Raw genomic sequence first — 2820 nt, 5'->3', positions numbered from 1 at the left:
CTTTCTGCGCCTGTTTGCTGTAGAGGATTTCCCAGCTCACCAATCGAGTTCTTTGCTGCATTCGTCGGCAGTTGCTGCCATGCCTTCCAAAATAGACTCGCGCATGCCGGGAACGCCGAGCAAATAAAGGGTTTCTTGTATCGCCGACCAATCTTCGGCGGATAGCAATACGGCGTTGGCGCGCTTGCCGGTGATGGCAATGGGTTGATGCGATTCGGCGGCTTGATCGATCAGGCGATAGAGGTTAGCGCGCGCTTCGCTAGCGGTTAACGTTTGCATCATGGCACCTTAAAGAACATCGAAAGCATGATCGTACGTTAAGGCGTACTTTCAAGCAAATAATTAATATTCTGTAGGGTGCTGAGCGTCAGCGTGGCGCATCAATCGCGAACGATGCGGTGCACCTTGTTTACCGCATCCTACCCATCCCGAGTTTATAAACTTCGATTTTGGGATGGTTTTCTCCCCTGATGCCGCGCCGAGCACCGGAGGGGTTGGGCGGATTTGCCCGACAGGGGCGATGCATGGATGCATCGCGTTTTTCGCAGGGGCTGGGATGCCCCTTCGAAAAACCCCGTCCAAACACTTCGGAGCGCAGGATCAAAGCGGCATGGGGTGGCCTTTTCTTTGGATACTTTCTTTTGGCCAAGCAAAAGAAAGTATCGCGGTCGCTGGTCCGCGAACCGGCATTAAAAAATTACCGTCGCGATAGCGACACCAATTCAATTGGCTGCGCATCAAAAAGCGCCTACCCCATCAAGCCCCATAAGCCATGTCCTTGACCGCCAATTTGCCGTGAATGATGCCCGACAGATACTGCGCATCGTCGGCAATTCCCAGAAAGCGGCCGGAACCCCAGGTATGCAACCAAGGCAAGCCGATGAAATACAGGCCTTCCACAGGGGTGATGCCACGGTCGAATTGCGGGAAGCCTCGGCCGTCGAACACCGGTAGTTCTATCCAGCGATAGTTCGGCCTAAAACCAATCGCCCAGATGATACTGGTGATGTTTTCCTTATCGGCGTCGATGCTGATGGGATCGAACTCGGGTTCCCAGACTTTACGGAACGGCGGTTCGACCGGTGCATCGATATGGTTGTCGGCAATATAGCGATCGATATCGTTGCGAATGTTGACGTAGACCTCGTCGGCGTCGTCCAGGTTTTTGGTCAGGTCAGGCTGAAACTCCAACTGGGTGCCACGGATATTGGCCATGCTGCCGTAGAGCTTGACGCCTTCCAGCGCAAATTTGCGCAGGTCGATCTCGTGGCCGCCGTCCCGTCCGGTCAGAAAATGGTTGGTTTTGTGCTTGGCCTCGTCGCCCAAAGGGTGCTTATCTATGGTCAGTTCGTAGAAGCCCAGGTCGTAGAGCCATTCGGTGGTTTCCCGGCCACGATACATGCGCGGCGAACGCGGGGCATTGCCGACCGCCAGGTGCACCTTGCGTCCGGCCAGATGCAGGTCTTCCATCAGTTGCACGCCGGATTGTCCGGTGCCTACCACGAGTACTTCACCTTCCGGTAATTGCTCGGGGTTACGGTAATTTACCGAATGGATTTGCTTGATGTGTGAGGGCAGGCTGTGGGAGTACTCCGGCACGATGGGGATGTCGTAACCGCCGGTGGCGACAACCAAATGGTCGGTGGTGAATTCGCCGGCAGTAGTCGTGACGTTCAACTTGCCATGTTCACCGCGACAGACGCGGGTGACCGTGACGCCTTCCATGATCGGCGGATTGACCTTGCGGCGGAAGGCTTCGACGTATTCGACGATTTCGTCTTTCAGCATGAAGCCCTTGGGATCGTTGCCTTGGTAGGGAAAATCCGGCAATCGGCATTGCCAATTGGGTGTGACCAGGCAGAAGCTGTCCCAGCGGTCGTTGCGCCAGGAATGGCCGACGCGGTGTTTTTCGAAGATCATGTGGTCAATGCCGTGTTTTTGCAGGTGATAGCTGACCGACAGGCCGGCCTGGCCGCCGCCGACGATGATGGTGTCATAGTGCAAACGGGTGGTTTCGCGTTTTTCTTTCATAGTGTCCTCTTTTTATGGTGTGGTGTTCATGTTGTGTTATTGCCCTCACCCCAACCCCTCTCCCGGAGGGGGAGGGGCTTTTTTTCGACATTTCCCATCTTGGGAGATTGTGGTAATTGGATGGTTGAGAACCCTCTCCCTCCGGGACAGACTGCATGGATGCAGGAGGTAGAGCAACGCAAGGAGCGGTTGCCGAGAGGGCAGGGTGAGGGAGATTTATTCGATGAATTCCTTGACCAATACCTGTGGGTCATTCGCGTCAGCAAACCGAGCGGCGGTGGCCTCGATGTCGGCCAACTGGCTCATGGCGCTGGAGCAGGTGTAGCCGTATTTCTGTCGCACCCGCTCGCTGGCGATGTTCAAGGCTTCTCGGCTGCGGTTGACGAATTCATGCAATGGATAGCTTTGGCCGGGTTGGAGAAAATCCTTGATCACCAGCGACGGCGAATAACACAGGCTTTCGGTGTGGTCCGGCCAAAGGACTTTGAAGCGCATTTCAGGCATAGGTGGTTCCTCTGGTGTTAAGCAATGAGTAGTAGATGTTCAGGTGATTGAGCGCTGAGTTCTGCCAGGAAAATTCCGTGGTCAGGCGCTTGGCGATGGCCGGCAAACGCTGTTTGGGAAAATCGTCGATGGCCGCGTGCATCGCCGCTGCGATCGAAGCGCTGTCTTCTGGATCGGTCCAGACGCAGTCCTGATATTTCAAGTAGTCGGTAAACGGCGGCCGCACCGAAACGATGGCCGGCGTGCCGGAAACAATCGCTTCCAGCACCACCAATCCGAAGCCTT

The 2820-nt window shown here is 55.5% G+C and carries 4 protein-coding genes; all 4 read right to left on the bottom strand.

Annotation, left to right across the window (positions count from 1 at the left end):
• Positions 1–36: 36 nt before the first annotated feature.
• Positions 37–279, bottom strand: coding sequence for a type II toxin-antitoxin system Phd/YefM family antitoxin (locus AC3B8H_RS20025; RefSeq protein WP_488443282.1), 243 nt, complete (start codon positions 277–279; stop codon positions 37–39).
• Between the two features lie 477 nt (positions 280–756).
• The gene (locus tag AC3B8H_RS20020; protein ID WP_488443281.1) at positions 757–2031 is read right to left on the bottom strand and encodes an MSMEG_0569 family flavin-dependent oxidoreductase; all 1275 of its coding nucleotides are present in this window, start codon (positions 2029–2031) and stop codon (positions 757–759) included.
• 216 nt (positions 2032–2247) lie between these two features.
• Entirely contained in the window at positions 2248–2535 is a 288-nt protein-coding gene (locus AC3B8H_RS20015) for an MSMEG_0570 family nitrogen starvation response protein (RefSeq protein ID WP_488443280.1), read from the bottom strand.
• The coding region (locus AC3B8H_RS20010; protein ID WP_488443279.1) for a glycosyltransferase at positions 2528–2820 on the bottom strand (293 nt) is incomplete at its 5' end. The genes AC3B8H_RS20010 and AC3B8H_RS20015, both read right to left, overlap by 8 nt.

This window comes from Methylomonas sp. BG-2 (assembly GCF_057766305.1).
The sequence above is the reverse complement of the archived record's forward strand: the minus strand, read 5'-3'. Positions and strand labels throughout refer to the sequence as shown.